At 70.3% G+C, this 15798-nt stretch carries 18 protein-coding genes; 12 read left to right on the top strand and 6 right to left on the bottom strand.

Features of this window, described 5'->3' with window-relative positions; translation table 11 throughout:
- The first annotated feature begins 84 nt into the window (after nt 1-84).
- Both OG302_RS05355 and OG302_RS05350 read left to right on the top strand, forming a co-directional pair.
- Nucleotides 85-306 carry a hypothetical protein gene (locus OG302_RS05355; protein WP_371525657.1) on the top strand — a complete coding sequence of 74 codons (222 nt, stop codon included), beginning with the start codon at nt 85-87 and terminating at the stop codon, nt 304-306.
- Between the two features lie 26 nt (nt 307-332).
- A complete protein-coding gene (locus tag OG302_RS05350) occupies nt 333-827 on the top strand; it encodes a hypothetical protein (RefSeq protein WP_371525656.1) in 495 nt (164 codons plus the stop codon).
- Here the strand turns inward: OG302_RS05350 and OG302_RS05345 are convergent.
- The gene (locus OG302_RS05345; RefSeq protein ID WP_371525655.1) at nt 784-1242 is read right to left on the bottom strand and encodes an Rrf2 family transcriptional regulator; all 459 of its coding nucleotides are present in this window, start codon (nt 1240-1242) and stop codon (nt 784-786) included. The two genes, OG302_RS05350 and OG302_RS05345, sit on opposite strands and share 44 nt — an antisense overlap.
- A 147-nt stretch (nt 1243-1389) precedes the next feature.
- Between OG302_RS05345 and OG302_RS05340 the strand changes: the two genes are divergently transcribed.
- The 6 genes from OG302_RS05340 to OG302_RS05315 all read left to right on the top strand — a co-directional run bounded on the left by OG302_RS05340 (nt 1390) and on the right by OG302_RS05315 (nt 9265).
- Nucleotides 1390-1488 carry a putative leader peptide gene (locus OG302_RS05340; RefSeq protein WP_371525654.1) on the top strand — a complete coding sequence of 33 codons (99 nt, stop codon included), beginning with the start codon at nt 1390-1392 and terminating at the stop codon, nt 1486-1488.
- Nucleotides 1489-1613: 125 nt separating this feature from the next.
- Nucleotides 1614-2588, top strand: a complete 975-nt coding sequence (locus OG302_RS05335) for a TauD/TfdA dioxygenase family protein (RefSeq protein ID WP_371525653.1) — start codon at nt 1614-1616, stop codon at nt 2586-2588.
- A 401-nt stretch (nt 2589-2989) separates the two neighbouring features.
- On the top strand, nt 2990-3217 hold the full coding sequence (locus OG302_RS05330; protein ID WP_361040187.1) for a type A2 lantipeptide: 228 nt from the start codon (nt 2990-2992) through the stop codon (nt 3215-3217).
- Between the two features lie 93 nt (nt 3218-3310).
- Nucleotides 3311-4117, top strand: a complete 807-nt coding sequence (locus OG302_RS05325; RefSeq protein ID WP_371525652.1) for an HlyD family efflux transporter periplasmic adaptor subunit — start codon at nt 3311-3313, stop codon at nt 4115-4117.
- The gene (locus tag OG302_RS05320) at nt 4114-6399 is read left to right on the top strand and encodes an NHLP family bacteriocin export ABC transporter peptidase/permease/ATPase subunit (protein ID WP_371525651.1); all 2286 of its coding nucleotides are present in this window, start codon (nt 4114-4116) and stop codon (nt 6397-6399) included. Before OG302_RS05325 ends, OG302_RS05320 begins: the two co-directional genes overlap by 4 nt.
- A gap of 1 nt (nt 6400) precedes the next feature.
- A complete protein-coding gene (locus OG302_RS05315) occupies nt 6401-9265 on the top strand; it encodes an NHLP bacteriocin export ABC transporter permease/ATPase subunit (RefSeq protein WP_371525650.1) in 2865 nt (954 codons plus the stop codon).
- Nucleotides 9266-9301: 36 nt separating this feature from the next.
- Here OG302_RS05315 and OG302_RS05310 read toward each other — a convergent pair whose 3' ends face one another.
- The 3 genes from OG302_RS05310 to OG302_RS05300 form a co-directional block, all read right to left on the bottom strand.
- Nucleotides 9302-10477: a serine hydrolase domain-containing protein gene (locus OG302_RS05310; RefSeq protein WP_371525649.1), complete on the bottom strand. Its 1176-nt coding sequence runs from the start codon at nt 10475-10477 to the stop codon at nt 9302-9304.
- A 127-nt stretch (nt 10478-10604) separates the two neighbouring features.
- The gene (locus OG302_RS05305) at nt 10605-11120 is read right to left on the bottom strand and encodes a lytic polysaccharide monooxygenase auxiliary activity family 9 protein (protein WP_371525648.1); all 516 of its coding nucleotides are present in this window, start codon (nt 11118-11120) and stop codon (nt 10605-10607) included.
- Nucleotides 11121-11259: 139 nt separating this feature from the next.
- Nucleotides 11260-11607, bottom strand: coding sequence for a DoxX family protein (locus OG302_RS05300; protein WP_371525647.1), 348 nt, complete (start codon nt 11605-11607; stop codon nt 11260-11262).
- Nucleotides 11608-11865: 258 nt separating this feature from the next.
- On the opposite strand from OG302_RS05300, the gene OG302_RS05295 reads away from it, so the two are divergent.
- Genes OG302_RS05295 through OG302_RS05285 form a run of 3 tightly spaced genes read left to right on the top strand, consistent with a single transcriptional unit; the run spans nt 11866 to nt 13961 of the window.
- Nucleotides 11866-12789, top strand: coding sequence for an NADP-dependent oxidoreductase (locus tag OG302_RS05295; protein ID WP_371525646.1), 924 nt, complete (start codon nt 11866-11868; stop codon nt 12787-12789).
- 54 nt (nt 12790-12843) lie between these two features.
- The gene (locus OG302_RS05290) at nt 12844-13827 is read left to right on the top strand and encodes an AraC family transcriptional regulator (protein WP_371525645.1); all 984 of its coding nucleotides are present in this window, start codon (nt 12844-12846) and stop codon (nt 13825-13827) included.
- Nucleotides 13828-13832: 5 nt separating this feature from the next.
- Complete coding sequence (locus OG302_RS05285; RefSeq protein WP_371525644.1) at nt 13833-13961, top strand: hypothetical protein; 129 nt, start codon at nt 13833-13835, stop codon at nt 13959-13961.
- 11 nt (nt 13962-13972) lie between these two features.
- On the opposite strand, the gene OG302_RS05280 is transcribed toward OG302_RS05285, so the two are convergent.
- Nucleotides 13973-14566 carry a dihydrofolate reductase family protein gene (locus OG302_RS05280; RefSeq protein ID WP_371525643.1) on the bottom strand — a complete coding sequence of 198 codons (594 nt, stop codon included), beginning with the start codon at nt 14564-14566 and terminating at the stop codon, nt 13973-13975.
- Nucleotides 14567-14635: 69 nt separating this feature from the next.
- Between OG302_RS05280 and OG302_RS05275 the strand changes: the two genes are divergently transcribed.
- The gene (locus OG302_RS05275; protein ID WP_371525642.1) at nt 14636-15214 is read left to right on the top strand and encodes a TetR/AcrR family transcriptional regulator; all 579 of its coding nucleotides are present in this window, start codon (nt 14636-14638) and stop codon (nt 15212-15214) included.
- A 10-nt stretch (nt 15215-15224) separates the two neighbouring features.
- Here the strand turns inward: OG302_RS05275 and OG302_RS05270 are convergent, their stop codons facing one another.
- Nucleotides 15225-15701, bottom strand: a complete 477-nt coding sequence (locus tag OG302_RS05270) for a carboxymuconolactone decarboxylase family protein (RefSeq protein ID WP_371525641.1) — start codon at nt 15699-15701, stop codon at nt 15225-15227.
- Nucleotides 15702-15798: the final 97 nt, after the last annotated feature.

The following is a 15798-nucleotide window of genomic DNA, read 5'->3' as shown; positions in this document are numbered from 1 at the left end:
CGATGGCGGCCCCTGCTGCCGATCGCCCCTCGGCGCACCGAAATTCAGTTACGGAACCACGTCCGGGATACCTAGCATCCGAGCATGCCAAGACCCTCCGGCTTCACCTACGAGCAACATCCCGACGCCAGCGTGACGATCACCCACCACGGGCGCGCGGCCGGCACCCTGCGCGGTGCGCGCGCCGACAAGTTCCTCGCCGAGGTCGCGTCCGGCGATGCCCAGCTGGTGATGGCCCGCTGGACGGGTGCGTACAAGCACGGCAATGAGCGCACGGCCCGCAACCACCCGCGCAACCGGCGCTAGGTCCCGAGGTGGGGGCGGGAAGAGGTGTGGGACTGGTCGAGCGGCTGTGGGCGGCCGGGGAGATGCCCTTCCGTGACGGGCTCTACCGGTCGGACGACACCGGCGTGGAGGTCCACGTGGACGGCCCCGGGGCCTACCACCCGGACGCCGGGCAGCCGATCCCCTTCCGTCTCGGAGAGCCGCTCGACGTGGCCGAGGCCATCGAGGAGGACGGCGTCACCGAGGCGTACCCCGCCTTCGAGAGCCCGCTGCCGGACGGAGCGGGACGGGTGTCCGGCGGGGGCAGCGGCATGGGCAACATCGGGTACCTCGCCCGTCTCGACGCCGACCGCTCCTTTAGATGGGTCCTCGTCATGTTCCACTCCAACCCGTTCGTGGGCGTGCGCCACGAAGGAGCGACCGCCGTCTTCACCAACGACTGGGGAAACCGGCTGGCCCTCGACCTCACCCGACCGGCTCTTGCCCGGGGCGTCGTCCCTAAGGGTTCGTCCAGGCCGCGGGATCCGCGGCGAGATCCGTGACCGTGGTGGGCAGCTCGGCGCCCGCGACATCGGCGAGGGACACACCGTCGAGGATCTGGCGGACGTTCGCCCGCACCGCGATCCACAGCGGCAGCAGGGATTCCGCGGGCCCGCTGTAGGCCAGCTCCGGGGGGCGTACCCCGCGCACCGACACCAGAGGGCCCTCCACGACACGGATGACGTCCGCGATGCTGATGCGGTCGGCGGGCCGGGCCAGGCGGTAGCCGCCGTTGCCGCCGCGCTGGCTGAGGACGAGACCGCCGCGCCGCATGTCGTTGAGGATGCCTTCGAGGAACTTGTGCGGGATCTCCTGGGCCTCCGCGATGGCCTCGGCCTTCAGCGGCCCGTTGTCCTGGCACGCGGCGAGTTGCAGCGCGGCACGTACCGCGTAGTCCGCCCTGGCTGAGATCCGCATGGCCGCATTATGCTGCACCGCCCCGTATGGCCCGCATCGCCCCTGATCCCGGGGAGGACAAGGGCCACTTACGTCTGCGATGTCGGGCCCGTTGCAGGGTCGTGAAGCGGGCGGGGGATTCCTTGACCCTCCTTCCGGCGGGCGCACATGCTCCTGGACATGACCGCGATGACCCCTCTCGTCCCGCGGCTCCACGTAGACCTGGGCCGCCTCGCCTCCGCGGCGTGTCGTCCGCGCGTGGCCTGACCGCCGCCTCCCCCTCTCGGTCGCTGCCGAAGCCGCTGCTGTGCCGCTTCCGCTTCCGCGCCGCTGCCCGGTGGCTTCCGCTCCGAGTACATCCAACGCTCGCCCCATCGAAGGGATCCCGACCCATGACGACGACCGCACCCGCAGTAGAGACCCCCAGCGCCCCGGCGTCCCCCACCGTCCAGAAAGTGGGCGGCCGCATCGGCGCGGTGATATCCGGTGTCCGCCTCGGCGGTGACCTGGACGAGGCCACGGTGGCCGCCGTGCGCGCCGCGCTCCTCGAGCACAAGGTCGTCTTCTTCCGCGACCAGCGGCACCTCGACGCGGAGAGCCACGAGGCCTTCGCCCGGCTGCTCGGCACCCCCGTCGCCCACCCCACCGTGCCGTCCGTGGACGGCCGTTATGCCCTCGGCATCGACAACGACCGCGGAGGCCGTGCCAACCAGTGGCACACCGACGTCACGTTCGTGCCCGCCTACCCGGCGTTCTCCATCCTCCGCGCCGAGGTCATCCCGCCGTACGGCGGCAACACCCTGTGGTCCAACACCGCCGCCGCGTACAAGGACCTGCCCGAGCCGCTGCGCGTCCTCGCCGACAGCGTGCGCGGCGTGCACACCAATGACTACGACTACGCGGCCACCCGCCCCGGCGCCTCCTCAGCGGCGCTCGAACAGCACCGGAAGGTGTTCACCGCGGTCACGTTCCGGACCGAGCACCCCGTGGTCCGCGTCCACCCCGAGACCGGCGAACGCACGCTGATCCTGGGCAACTTCCTGCAGAAGCTCAGCGGGTTCAGGGCCGCCGACTCCCGAGCCCTGATCGGCGTACTCCAGTCGCACGTGGAGCGGCCGGAGAACACGGTCCGCTGGCAGTGGCGCGCGGGCGACGTCGCCATCTGGGACAACCGTGCGACGCAGCACTACGGGGTCGACGACTCCGACGACCATGAGCGGACGCTGCGCCGCGTGACCATCGACGGCGACGTGCCGGTCGGCGTCGACGGCCGCCGCTCGGTGCTGCTCGCCCCGGAGTCGGTGCCCGAGCCCGGCCACGGAATCGCATCCGGCGCATCGACGGACGGCGCGGTCGCGGAGGCCTGAGGTTCCCGGTGTCCCCTTCGGCGACGATTCGGCACGCCTTCAATAAACCTGCACATCGAATGCGCAGCCCAGTCACGCCATTCGGCGAATACTCCACGTGCGGCGCTTGTGTATTGACCATAGAACTTTCGCTTTGGTGCGAGAGTGTCCGCTTTGGTGGAAGGAGTCCTTCCGCTCACGAGATTTCCTTCTGTGAATCTTGTGAAGGAGCTGCCCCCGCGCGGTGAACATGCCTGCACGCAGCGGTGATTCGATGCCGCGAGCGCTGTCGAGCACCGCTCCGTCGATTGGATGTACGACCTGCGAACGTGCTTTGATCCTGGCCACCGCGGAATTCGCACATCAAGTTCCGCAGTGTTGGAAACACCTTTGCAACATTCATGAGAAGGGCAGCTCACACCATGAACTACACCCCCCAGGTCGAGACCCTCGAGATTTCCGACGCCGACCTCGACAACGTCTCCGGTGGCCTCGTCGCCGGTGTCGCGGGCAACGTCACGGACACCGTTGACTCCATCGCCCCGGTCTCGGGCGTCGTCGGCGGCGTCGTCGGCACCGTCGAGGGTGTCACCGGTCTCAACACCGGCGCCGTCACGGGCCTCGCCGGCGGTCTGACCGCTGGTCTCTGAGCCTCAGCTCACTGAGACGCCATGATTCGTGAGCCCCGGAACCACTGGTTCCGGGGCTCACGGACGCCACAGGCAAAGTAAGGGAAGCGTTCCGTGCAGTTCCGTCAACAGGCTCTGTCCAAGCTGCAGTCGCCCGAGGAACTCGACCTGCCGGTGCGCTACGCCCGACCCCAGGGCCTCCTCGTGCTCGCCGTCACCGTCGTCGTCATGGCCGCCGCGAGCATCTGGGCCGTGACCGGCTCGATCCCCTCCACACTGCGTGCACCCGGCATCCTCACCCACGGCCAGGGCAGTTACGTCCTGCAGAGCCCCGTCACCGGACAGGTGACGCGCGTCCTCGCCGAAGAGGGGAAGCGGGTCGCCGCCGGTGCTCCCGTGCTCAAAGTCCGCACGGAGCAAGGCGACAAGGTCGTACGCTCCATCGCCGCGGGCCGCGTGACCACCTTGGTCGCCAGGATCGGCACCGTCGTCACCACCGGTGCCGACGTCGCGACCGTCGAGCGTGTCTCCGGCAACGACGACCCCCTCCTCGCGATGCTCTACGTACCCGCGGACAGCGCGGCCACCGTGCCCGTCGGCGCCTCGGTGGACCTCACGGTCCAGTCCGTGCCCACCGACGAGTACGGCATGCTGCGCGGCCGGGTGAAGGCGATCGGGCGCACCGCCCAGAGCGACCAGAAGATCAGCGGGTTCCTCGGCGACAAGGACCTGGCCGGGCAGTTCACCAAGGACGGGCCACCCGTGGCCGTCCTCGTCTCGCTCGCACGCTCGTCGGCCACCAAATCCGGCTACCAGTGGTCGTCCGCAGGAGGCCCGCCCTTCGCGCTCGACTCCATGACCCTGGCCGACGGCGCCTTCCACCTCGCCGAGCAGCGCCCGATCGATTGGCTGCTTCCGTGACCGCACCGCCCCCCTCCCCGGCACACCAGCAGCAACTGCCGCCCCCCGGCGGCCGTCGCAGGCACCGCCCCGAGCCCCCGCAGCGCAACCGCCGCCGTGCCGCGCCGCGCCCCGCGTCCAAGGGCAAGCGGCAGAAGACCGTCCGTACGCCCACCGTCCTGCAGATGGAAGCCGTCGAGTGCGGTGCCGCCGCGCTCGCCATGGTCCTCGCCCACTACGGACGGCACGTCCCGCTGGAAGAGCTGCGCATCGCGTGCGGCGTGTCCCGCGACGGCTCGCGGGCCAGCAACCTCCTGAAGGCAGCGCGCAGTTACGGCCTCACGGCCAAGGGCATGCAGATGGAACCGGCCGCCCTCGCCGAGGTGAAGGCGCCCGCGATCCTCTTCTGGGAGTTCAACCACTACGTCGTCTACGACGGCATGGGCCGCCGTCTCGGCCGACGCGGCGCGCACATCAACGACCCGGACAAGGGCCGCCGTTTCGTCCCCGCAGAGGACTTCGACACCAGCTTCACCGGCGTCGTCCTGGTCCTCGAACCGGGCGAGAACTTTCGCCCCGGAGGCCGCAAGCCGGGCGTCATGCGCGCACTGCCCGCGCGGCTGCGCGGCACCACGGGCACCATGCTCGCCGCGCTCTTCGCCAGCCTGCTGCTCGTCGCGGTCGGCGCGGCGCTGCCCGCGCTCAGCCGCACGTACATCGACCTGTTCCTGATCGGCGATCAGACGTCCCTGCTGGGTGCGCTGTTCGCGTCGATGGGCGCGATGGTGGCGCTCACCGTCGTCCTCACCTGGCTGCAACAGGCGAACCTGCTGCGCGGCCGCATCATCTCCTCCACGCTCAGCAGCGCCCGCTTCCTACGCCACCTGCTGCGCCTGCCCGTCACGTTCTACGCCCAGCGCAGCCCCGCCGACCTCGTCCAACGGCTCGCGTCGAACGACGCGGTCGCCGAGACCCTGGCCCGCGACCTCACGGCCGCGGGCGTCGACGGCATCGTCGTACTCCTCTACGCGGCCCTGCTGTGGACGTACGATCCCCAGCTCACCCTCGTCGGTGTCGGCATCGCCCTGCTGAACATCGTCGCGATGCGCGTCGTCGTCCGATTGCGGGCCACCGGCACGCAGAAGCTGCGCGCCGACAGCGCCAAGCTCACCAACACCTCGTACACCGGCCTGCAGTTGATCGAGACGATGAAGGCCACCGGCGGCGAGAACGGCTACTTCCGGCGCTGGGCGGGCCAGCACGCCACCACCCTGGAGCAGCAGCAGCGCCTCGGCGTGCCCAGCGCCTGGCTCGGTGTCGTCGCGCCCACCCTCGCCACCCTCAACAGCGCGCTGATCCTGTGGATCGGCGGTCTGCGGGCAGTGGAGGGGCATCTGTCGATCGGTCTGCTCGTCGCCTTCCAGGCGCTCGTCACCCGCTTCACCGCGCCGATCACCCGCCTCAACGGCGTCGCGGGCCGCATCCAGGACTTCGGTGCCGACGTCGCCCGCCTCAAGGACGTCGAGAACTTCCCCGTCGACACCCTCTACTCCCGCCCCGAACCGGCCGCGAGCACCCGTCGCCTCAAGGGCCACGTCACGCTCGACGACATCACCTTCGGCTACAGCCCCCTCGACAAGCCGCTCCTGACCGGCTTCTCCCTCACGGTCGGCCCCGGCCGGCAGGTCGCGCTCGTCGGCGGCTCCGGCAGCGGCAAGTCGACCGTCTCCCGGCTGATATCAGGGCTCTACAGCCCCTGGGAGGGCACGATCCGCATCGACGGACAGCGCCTGGAGGACATCCCGCGCGGCGCGCTCGCCGCCTCCGTGTCCTTCGTCGACCAGGACGTCTTCCTCTTCGAGGGCACCATCCGCGACAACGTGGCTCTGTGGGACCCCTCCATCCCGGACGACGCCGTCGTCGCCGCCCTCAAGGACGCCTGCCTGTACGAGGTCGTGGCCCGCAGGCCCGGCGGCATCCACGGCCGGGTCGAGCAGGACGGCCGCAACTTCTCCGGCGGGCAGCGCCAGCGCCTGGAGATCGCGCGGGCCCTGGTGCGCCGCCCCAGCATCCTCGTGCTCGACGAGGTGACCAGCGCACTGGACGCGGAGACCGAGCAGGTCATCATCGACAACCTGCGCCGCCGCGGCTGCGCCTGCGTCGTCATCGCCCACCGTCTGAGCACCGTGCGCGACAGCGACGAGATCGTCGTCCTGGACCACGGCTCGGTCGTGGAACGCGGACGTCACGAACACCTCGTCGCCGCCGGCGGAGCCTACGCCGACCTGGTCAAGGAGCACTGAGGTGACCTCGGTACCGGAGCAGTACACCCAGGCCGCGTACAACGACGACGCGGTCGCCGCCGCCTTCGGCGCGCTCGGCACCCCCGCCGACTGCACCGGCCTGCGCAGCGTTCACCTCGAAGGCCCGCAGGTCCTGTGGCTCGTCGTGGCCGGCGCGCTCGACCTGTTCGCCGTCGACGCCGTGCAGCAGGGCCACTGGCACTTCCTCGGCCGCCTCGAACCGGGCACCCTGCTGCTCGGGCCCGTCGAAGGCCCCCAGCACACCCTGGTCGGGCGCCCGCTCCAGGGCTGCGAGCTGCGCCGCATCCCGCTGCGCGAGCTGTACCGCCCCGACTACGGCGACACCTGGGCCTACGAGCAGCAGTACCCCAGTCAGTACGACACCCAGGACCAGGCCCTGAGCCTCCTTGAGCACGCCTTCGCGCTCGGCATCGGACGCAGCCACCGGGTCCTGTTCGAGGCGCCGCTCGACGGCCGCACCCTGGGCGACGACGTCGTGACCGACGACGACATCCTCTGGATGCCGGTCGCGCCGGGCAGTGTGCAGTACGGCTCCGCCTACAGCTCGGAGGCCGCGGGCGATCTGCTCGTCGACGCCGCCATGTGGCAGCGCATGGTCAACCAGCAGTACCGGCTGCTCTCGACTCTCGACCGTTGGATCGAACGCCTGGAGCGGGCGCACGAGGACCGCACGGCGGCCGGCATCAAGGCGGGCGAGACGGTCCGCGAGCAGGCCGACCGGACGCTGATCGCCTCCATCGGCCGCTCCGGCAGGGGCGGTGCGCGCCGCACCGCATCGCGGGGCGGTGACGACGCGACGTACGCGGCCTGCCGCCTGGTCGCCGAGGCCGCGGGCATCAAGCTGTCGGGAGCCGCGGAGGGCGGTGCGGTCAGCGACCGGATCGACCCGGTGGAGCAGGTCGCGGTGGCCTCACGCATCCGCACCCGTGCCGTGCGGCTCGACGGGCGCTGGTGGCGCGAGAACACCGGCCCGCTGGTCGGGCACCGGGCTGCCAGTGGGCAGCCGGTCGCGCTGCTGTGGCGGCGCGGCGGCTACGAGTCCGTGCACCCCACCTCCGGCCGGCGCACGCGCGTCGACAAGACCAACGCGGACGAGTTCGAGCCGCAGGGGGTGATGTTCTACCGGCCGCTGCCGGAGCGGACGTTGACGCCGTGGCGGCTCTTCCGCTTCAGCCTGCGGGGCACCGGCGGCGACGTACGCAATCTGGCGATCGCCGGTCTGGTGACGGTCGCGATCGGGGCGCTCGTGCCGATCGCGACGGGACAGGTGCTCGGCGTCTTCGTGCCGAACGGCGAGAAGAGCCTCATCGTCCAGGTGTCCCTGGCGGTGATGATCACGAGCATCGTCTCCGCGGCTTTCATGCTCCTCCAGAACCTCACCATCCTGCGGATGGAGGGCCGCATGGAGAGCGCCCTCCAACCAGCGGTCTGGGACCGCCTGCTGAACCTCCCCACCCGCTTCTTCGCCTCCCGCTCCACCGGTGAACTGGCGAGCGCGGCGATGGGTGTCAGCGCGATCCGCCGAGTCCTGTCGGGCATCGGTCCAGTGGCCCTCCAGGCCGGCACGATCGCCGCGATGAACATCGTCCTCCTGCTCCTCTACAGCGTCCCGCTGGCCCTGGCCGCACTGGCGATGCTGGCGGTCATCGCAGGCGTGTTCCTCACGCTGGGTCTGTGGGAACTGCGCTGGCAGCGCCGCCTGATAGAACTCTCCAACAAGCTCAACAACCAAGCCTTCCAGACGCTGCGAGGCCTGCCCAAACTCCGGGTGGCCGGGGCGGAGAGCTTCGCGTACGCGGCCTGGGCAGGGGAGTTCGCACGCAGCAGGGAGCTCCAGCAGCGCGCGGGCCGCATCAAGAACGTGACGACGGTCCTCAACTCCGTCTACCTGCCGCTGTGCACGCTCATCATGTTCGTCCTCCTCGCGGGCCCGGCCCGCGGCAGCCTCACGGCAGGGGAGTTCCTCACCTTCAGCACGGCGGTGACGATGCTCCTGACCTCTGTCACGCAGCTGACCGGTGCGCTGATCTCGGCGGCCGGGGTGCTCCCGATGTTCGAGCAGATCAAGCCGGTGCTGGAGGAGGCACCCGAGGTGCGCGGCGCGAGCACCCAGCCGGGCGAGCTGCAGGGCGAGATCGAGGCCCGGTCCCTGTCCTTCCGCTACACGGACGACGGCCCCCTGGTCCTGGACGACGTGTCCCTGTCCATCCGCCCGGGCGAGTTCGTCGCGGTCGTCGGCCCCAGTGGCTGCGGCAAGTCGACCCTGCTCCGCCTCCTGATCGGCTTCGACAAGCCGGTCTCGGGCAACGTCCTCTACGACGGCCAGGACCTCTCCGCCCTGGACCAGGCGGCCGTCCGCCGTCAGTGCGGCGTCGTCCTGCAGAACGCGCAGCCGCTCACCGGCTCGATCCTGGACTGCATCTGCGGCGCCGAGACGTTCACGCAGGAGGAGGCGTGGGAGGCCGCCGCGATGGCGGGCCTCGCCGAGGACATCAAGCGCATGCCGATGGGCCTGCACACCATGATCTCCGGCGGCGGAGCGGTCTCCGGCGGCCAGCGCCAGCGTCTGATGATCGCCCAGGCCCTGATCCGCCGCCCCCGTGTCCTGTTCTTCGACGAGGCGACCAGCGCCCTGGACAACGAGACACAGCGCACGGTCATCGACAGCACCCGAGCCCTGAACGCCACCCGCATCGTCATCGCCCACCGCCTCTCCACGGTGATGGACGCCGACCGCGTCATCGTCATGTCGGAGGGCCGAGTCGTCCAACAGGGCCCACCCGCCCAGCTGCTGGCGGACACGGGCGGCCGGTTGCACGAGCTGGTGCGACGGCAGCTGAGCTGAGGCCACCGGGGCCTCCGGGCCCGTGGCTGTCTCCTCTCAGCTCCCGGCCGCGTACCGCCAGAAGTCCCGCATCAGGTCGGGGAAGCTGGGGCCGCCCATCTGGAGCTGGCTGAACATCAGGGTGACCGTGCCGGTGGACGGGATGATGTGGGCCGTCGTGCCGGTGCCGCCGACCCAGCCGTAGCGGCCCGGAACGTTCCACGGTTCGACGGCCTCGACGTCCACCGAGCCGCCGAAGCCCCAGCCCATCCCTTCGAGGAAGAGACCGGCTGACTCCCGCTCGGCGGTGGTGAGTTGATTGGTCGTCATCTGCCGTACCGAGTCGGGTGTGAGCAGGCGGCGTCCGTCCGCCGTCCCCCCGGCGAGCAGCATCCGTCCGAAGGCGAGCCAGTCGTCGACGGTCGACACGAGGCCGCCGGCGCCGGACGGGAACGGGGGCAGGCTGCTCCACTGGCCGTCGGGGGCGTCGAGCAGCTCAAGACCGCTGCGGGGATCGCGTTCCGGCCCGGCCTCGGACCCGGCCGCGTAGTAGCTGGTGAACCGGTCGAGCTTGCCGGGCGGCACCGCGAACCCGGTGTCGGTCATCCCCAGCGGCTCGAACAGCCGCTCCGCGAGGAACTCGGGCAGCGAGACCCCCGTGACCCGGGAGATCAGGACGCCCTGGAGGTCGGAGCTGAGGTTGTAGAGCCAGCCGTCACCGGGCTGGTGCAGGAGCGGGATCCGGGACAGCGCGGCCATCCAGGCGTCCGGCGCAGGGGTGGCCTGCGGTTGCGGCGGCCCCTGCTTCAGCTCGCTGAACAGCGGCGCGACCGCGGGCAGCGCGAAGTCGGACGGGAATCCGTATCCCGTACGGGAGGCGAGCAGATGGAACACGGTGATGGGCCGGACCGCCGGGACCACGTCGTCCACCGGTGAGTCAGGAGCGCGGACGACGCTCGGCGACGCCAGCTCCGGGAGCCACTCCCGGACCGGGGCGTCCAGCGTGATCCGGCCCTCGTCGACCAGCATCATGACGGCCGCGGCGACGATGGGTTTGGTCACCGACGCGATACGGAAGAGGGAGTCCCTGGCCATCGGTGCGGTGCCCTCGACATCGACGGACCCGACGGCCGCGACCTCCTCGCCCCGGTCACCGCGGGCCACCAGGCCCACCGCTCCCGCCACGGAGCTGTTGCTGACGTGCGTCTCCAGAGTCTTGCGCAGATCGGCCATGTGTCCACCATCTCAGCCCGGACCCGCCGTGTACGCGAAAGCCCGGTCTGCCGGGCCGTCGGCGTGGAGGCACCGACGGCCCGGCAGACCGGGTGGGGTGGCGTGGGGGAGCCACCCGCGCGGGGGCTCAGCCCCCGATGTTCACATCGATGCAGGCGTAGAAGGCGTTGGCGGTGTCGGCGATGTTCCACACCGCGAGCACCTTCTGCTTGCCGCTGAGGCCGCCGAAGTCGACCTTGTGCGTGACGGTCTCACCCGGCTGGGCGCCTCCGTCGTCCACCTCGGCGATCTTGTTGCCGCCGACGAAGTACTGCCAGGTGCTGGTGCTGTGACGTGCCGTCAGCTTCCAGCTGAACTCCTGCGACGAGCCGACATCGGTGGCCTTCCAGCCCTTGCTGTCGTCGTCGAGTTCGGCGAACCGCGCGTTCCCACCGCTGCACGTCGTCTGCCCCTTGGGGCCTTCGACGCTCTGTGGTTCGTTGGTGATCTCTCCGCAGGACACGGTGCCTGCCGCGCACTGTGCCTGACGGCTCGGGGGCGAGGAGACATAGCCGTGCGCGCTGGCCGGGGTGACGGAGGCCAGGACGAGCACGGGCGCGATGGCCGCGCCCAGAGCGGCTGCCAATTTCTGCTTCTTGTTCATCTCTGTTCCCTCTGAGTGGGGGATGAGGGGCAAGAGACAACCGGGCGCCTCGGTCGACTCATTGGCCTAGACCATACTTGTTGTCGGGGCTCAGTCAACCCTTCAAGTAATGCCCGTGGGAAGGAAGTTGCGACTGGGGTCAGCCGGCGAAGCCCAGGGCCAGGGCGCCGACCACCGGCGCCGCGTACAGCAGGGGGAAGGGAATGTGTGCGTACCAATGGGCCCGGATCACGGTGATGACGGCGCCGGTGAAGTACAGCGCGAGTGCTGTCCCGGCGGCGACGCCGATGGCCGGCACGAGCAGTCCGACCAGCAGGCCCGCCGCCCCCGCGGCCTTGGCCGCGCCGAGCCAGGGCAGCCACGAGAAGGGGACGCCGTAGTCGGCCATGGGCTCCACGACCCACTTGGCGCGCAGGAACACGGAGACGGCCGAGAAGCCCACCATGACGGCGGCCAGGACGGTGACGACAACGTAGGCGGTGGACATCAGGAATGCTCCCATCGGGCGGGTGCCTGGCCGGACTTGCTCCGGCCGGGCTTCTTGCTTGCTTCACTGCTCTGACGGGCCGCGCCGCGGGAATGTGACCGATGGACGCCGATCGAGGTGTGACCTGGGACACGCATGGCCGAGGGTACCTCTGGGTGAGACGCTGGGACATTTGGAAGAGACAGAAGGCTATTCTGCGGCTCATTCGATCTCCCTAAGGTTGAGGACATCAACCGGACGAGATCCAGGAGAATCACCGTGCGCGCAGTCATCCAGAAGTCCATCGGCGGCCCCGAGGTCCTTGAGGTCGTGGAGACCGAACAGCCGAAGCCGCTGGCCGACGAGGTCCTCGTCAAGGTCCACGCCAGTGCCGTCAACCCGGTCGACGTGGCTGTCAGGTCCGGCGCGCTGCCGCTGCTCGGCGAGCCCCCCTTCGGCGTGGGCTGGGACATCTCCGGGGTGGTCGAAGAGGCGGGCGCCGACGCCGGGTTCGCGGTGGGCGACGAGGTCTACGGCATGCCGCACTTCCCCCGCGCCGCCACCGGGTACGCCGACTACGTCGTCGCGCCCTCCGGCCAGCTGGCCCGCAAGCCCGCCTCGCTCGACCACGTGCACGCCGCGGCCGTGCCCCTCGCGGCGCTCACCGCCTGGCAGGGCCTGGTGGGGGCGGCGGACGTCAAGGAGGGCGACCGGGTACTGATCCAGCGGGCCGCCGGTGGCGTCGGCCACTTCGCCGTGCAGATCGCGAAGGCGCGGGGCGCCCATGTGATCGCGATAGCCAGCGCGGCCCGGCACGATTTCGTACGCGGCCTCGGCGCCGACGAGATCATCGACTACCGCACCACCGACTTCACCGAGGCCGTCAAGGACGTGGACGTGTTCCTCGACTCCACGGCCCAGGGCGACCTCTCACTCGGTGTGGTCCGCCCCGGCGGCGTACTCATCAGCATCCTGGAACACCACGACACGGAGCTCGCCGCGCGTGTCGAGGCCGCCGGTCGGCGCTTCGCCGGAGTCATGGTCGAACCGGACGCCGCCGGTCTCGCAGCCGTCGCGGAGCTGATCGACGCGGGCCGTGTGCGCCCCTTCGTCGAGGAGACGTTCCCGCTTGAGGAGGCCGGAAAGGCACACGAGCTTGTCGCCTCGGGACACGTACAGGGCAAGATTGTCCTGACGGTCTGAACAGGGCGGTCTGCATGGGGCGGTCTCTAGGGGGCGGCCCGGACAGGGCGGTCCGTGCAGGACGACCGCGACGGGCGGCACCAGGAAGGGCGAGGCCGGATGGACATCCTCACCGAGGCACTGGCCTCGATGCGCACCGGGCACCCGGCGTCCGTACGGACAAACGGCCGGGCCCCCTGGGGCCTGCGGCTGCCGCCCGTCGCGGGCGCCGGGTTCCACGTGGTGCTCTACGGGACCTGCTGGCTGGTCCCGCTGCCCGAGACGTCCCCGCACCTGGAGCCGATTCCGCTGAACGCCGGAGATGTGATCTTCCTGCGTGACGGGCGGGGCCACATCCTCGCCGACCAGCCCTCCACCCCGGCCGAGGAACCCAAGGACGAGCAGTTCCACGGGGGTTCACCGATCGGCTCGGTCACGCTCGGCGGCGAGGGCGCCGAGACCAGTCTGCTGTGCGGCAACTACCACCTGGACCAGGGCCGCCCGCACCCCCTGGTGCGCCAGCTGCCCGAGGTGATCCACCTGCCGACGCGGCACGGCCGCCACCCGGAGCTCAGTGCTGCCGTCCAGCTCCTGGGCTCCGAGCTGGAGAACCCCCGTATCGGCTCCGACGGCATCGTGCCCACCCTGATCGACTCGCTGCTCCTCTACATCCTGCGGGCCTGGCTGGACGATCAGCCGCCGGCCACCGCTCAGGGCTGGGCGGCGGCCCTGGGCGACTCGGCGGTCGCGCCCGCCCTGACGGCCATGCACGACGACCCCGCGGCCTCCTGGACGGTCGAGTCCCTCGCGGTGCGGGCCGGACTGTCCCGCGCGGCGTTCGCCCGGCGGTTCGCGACGCTGGTCGGGGAGCCGCCGATGGCGTACCTGACCCGGTGGCGCATGACGACCGCCGCCCGCATGCTGCGGGAGTCCGACGCCCCGCTCACCACGGTCGCCGCCCGCACCGGATACGGCTCGGAGTTCGCCTTCGCCAAGGCCTTCAAGCGCGAGTACGGCCTGGCCCCGGGCGGCTACCGCCGCCAGAGCAGGGCGGCCTAGGCCGTTTGGTTCCAGACCGGAACGTCACCTGCCTCAAGCAGTGGCGCGGCATCGCCACCCGCTACGAGAAGACGGCGACCATCTACCCGGCCGGACTCCACAGCGCGGGCATCTTCCTCTGGTCCGCCCCCTGAACCGGAACCGCCTAGCGGCGGGTGAGGCGGGTGAGGGTGACTCCGCTGGGGAAGGCGGTGCGCTCGGCGACGTCGAAGACAGTGGGATCGAAGGCACCGTCGACTGCCGGGACTCCGGTGCCGGCAATGACCGGATACGTCTTGAACAGCAGCTCGTCGATCTCGGGCATCAGGGCGCCCGCGAGCCGGCCGCCCCCACAGAGCCAGATGTCCAGCACGGCGCCCACCTCGCTCTTGAGCTCGCGGACGAGAGCGAGCGGGTCACTCGGCACGACGGTGACGACTGGGTCGGTGTCCGGCTTGAGCGTGCTGGACACCACGTACTGGCGCAGGTGTGTGTAGGGATTGGTGATCCCGGCGTCGAGGGCTGGGCGGTAGGTACCGAGGCCCATGACGACGGTGTCGAAACGCCGGTTCGGCACGTCGGCGACGCCGGCGGCCGCGCGATAAGCGGTCGGGACGGTCTCCGGGTAGAGCGCGTTCATCCAAGTCGAATAGGCGGCGGCCTGCTGCGCGTCGCCCTGCGGGAAGAAGTCGAACTCGCCGCCGGGACCGGCGATGCGGCCGTCGAGCGAGACGCCGATGTAGTACACAAGCTTCCGCAAAATGGTCCCCCACTCGTAGTACTATGGTTGAAGTGTTTTGAACGTAGTACTACACGCGGAGTGATGTCAATGGTGAGACGGAATGACCAGCGGCGCGCGGCCCTCGTCGACGCAGCGATCGAGGTGCTGGCCAGGGAAGGCGCACGCGGTATGACCTTCCGCGCCGTGGATGCCGAGGCGGCCGTTCCCGCCGGTACGGCGTCCAACTACTTCTCCAGTCGTGACGACCTGTTCACTCAGGCCGGCGCCCGGGTCTACGAGCGACTCCAGCCCGACGAGGCCACGATTGCCCGCCAGCAGGCGGCCGGCCGCGACCGGGACACCTACGTAGAGCTGATGCGCGACCTCGTCGGCCGTATCGCCTCCTTCCGTACCGGGTACCTCGCGCTGCTGGAACTTCGCCTCGAAGCCACTCGCCGCCCCGAACTGCGCAAGGTCCTCACTCAGCGAGTCCGGGCCGACGTGGATGCCAACGTCGCCTACCACGAGACTTCCGGTCTCCCCGGCGACACCACGGCGGTCAAACTGCTCATGCTGACGCTGAACTGGCTGATCGTTGAACAGCTCACCCTGCCGGACGTCTTCACGGAGGCAGAGCGTGAACAGCTGGTAACGGCCGCGGTGGAGCGCATCGTGGCGGGGGAGTAGTTGCCCGGCGTCAGCCGAACTGGCCAGGCCGGTAGCCCCCGGCGGGCTGCTGGACGATGAGGTTGAAGCGGTTGGCCGCGTTGATGAGGGCGATGAGCGACACCAGGGCGGCGAGCTGCTCCTCGTCGTACTGCTTGGCGGCGTTCGCCCACACCTCATCCGGTACGCCACCGGCCGCGTCCGCGATCCGCGTGCCCTGCTCGGTCAGTTCCAGGGCGGCGCGCTCGGCCTCGGTGAACACCTCGGCCTCCCGCCAGGCGGCGACCAGGGCGAGGCGTACCGGAGTTTCCCCGGCGTGCGCGGCGTCCTTGCTGTGCATGTCGGTGCAGAAACCGCAGCCGTTGATCTGGCTCGCCCGGAGCATCACCAGATCCTGGGTCGTGGACGGCAGCGTCGACTCCGAGAAGATCGTCCTGCTCGCGGACGCGAGGTACTCCAGGGCCTTGGCCGCGAGAGGGCTGGCGACGAGATTCAAGCGGGCTTCCATGGTGAACTCCTTGCCGTTGCCGGTGATTGCACCTCCTACACGCGGCGGCCCGGCGTGATTCGACAGCAAAGAACGTGACGCCCGTCACCTCGTCGTG

Source organism: Streptomyces sp. NBC_01283 (assembly GCF_041435335.1).
Lineage (GTDB): Bacteria > Actinomycetota > Actinomycetes > Streptomycetales > Streptomycetaceae > Streptomyces.
Note: the sequence above shows the minus strand (reverse complement) of the source record. Positions and strands in the feature narration are given on the sequence as shown.

Coding starts and splice junctions, on each gene's coding strand:
- OG302_RS05355 (WP_371525657.1), top strand. CDS start 85: ATGCCAAGACCCTCCGGCTTCACCTACGAGCAACATCCCGACGCCAGC.
- OG302_RS05345 (WP_371525655.1), bottom strand. CDS start 1,242: ATGCGGATCTCAGCCAGGGCGGACTACGCGGTACGTGCCGCGCTGCAA.
- OG302_RS05340 (WP_371525654.1), top strand. CDS start 1,390: ATGCTCCTGGACATGACCGCGATGACCCCTCTCGTCCCGCGGCTCCAC.
- OG302_RS05335 (WP_371525653.1), top strand. CDS start 1,614: ATGACGACGACCGCACCCGCAGTAGAGACCCCCAGCGCCCCGGCGTCC.
- OG302_RS05330 (WP_361040187.1), top strand. CDS start 2,990: ATGAACTACACCCCCCAGGTCGAGACCCTCGAGATTTCCGACGCCGAC.
- OG302_RS05310 (WP_371525649.1), bottom strand. CDS start 10,477: ATGGCCGATCTGCGCAAGACTCTGGAGACGCACGTCAGCAACAGCTCC.
- OG302_RS05305 (WP_371525648.1), bottom strand. CDS start 11,120: ATGAACAAGAAGCAGAAATTGGCAGCCGCTCTGGGCGCGGCCATCGCG.
- OG302_RS05300 (WP_371525647.1), bottom strand. CDS start 11,607: ATGTCCACCGCCTACGTTGTCGTCACCGTCCTGGCCGCCGTCATGGTG.
- OG302_RS05275 (WP_371525642.1), top strand. CDS start 14,636: ATGGTGAGACGGAATGACCAGCGGCGCGCGGCCCTCGTCGACGCAGCG.
- OG302_RS05270 (WP_371525641.1), bottom strand. CDS start 15,701: ATGGAAGCCCGCTTGAATCTCGTCGCCAGCCCTCTCGCGGCCAAGGCC.